The organism is Lacinutrix cladophorae (assembly GCF_053604645.1).
Map to the genome: position 1 here is coordinate 1 of NZ_JBSHNR010000040.1, position 341 is coordinate 341.

Annotated in this window: 1 protein-coding gene; it reads left to right on the forward strand. The window is 42.2% G+C overall.

Translation table 11 applies throughout. The features are described 5' to 3' along the window. Positions 1-341 (forward strand): hypothetical protein (locus ACVC3Y_RS00265; RefSeq protein ID WP_452225741.1); only part of this gene is annotated, 341 nt, incomplete at both ends.

The window sequence follows — 341 nt, forward strand, 5'->3', positions numbered from 1 at the left end:
CTAACCTTGCTTCCACTTGTGGTGCTGGTGGTACTATTACTGTAATCTATACGGTATCGGATGATTGTGATAACGAAACTACACTGACTGCGACACTTACACTTGAAGATTCTATTGGTCCTGACCTAACGGCTTGTACGGCTGTAGATGAGACTATAGAATGTAATGGAACAGATAATGAGACCATTGCTAACGGTTGGAATGCTGCAAACATACTTGCACTTCAATCTTGTGGTACAGATAGCTGTGATGCAGATGCGGTGTTTGATGTAACTTCGGATTATGCTTTCACGAACCTTGCTTCCACTTGTGGTGCTGGTGGTACTATTACTGTAATCTAT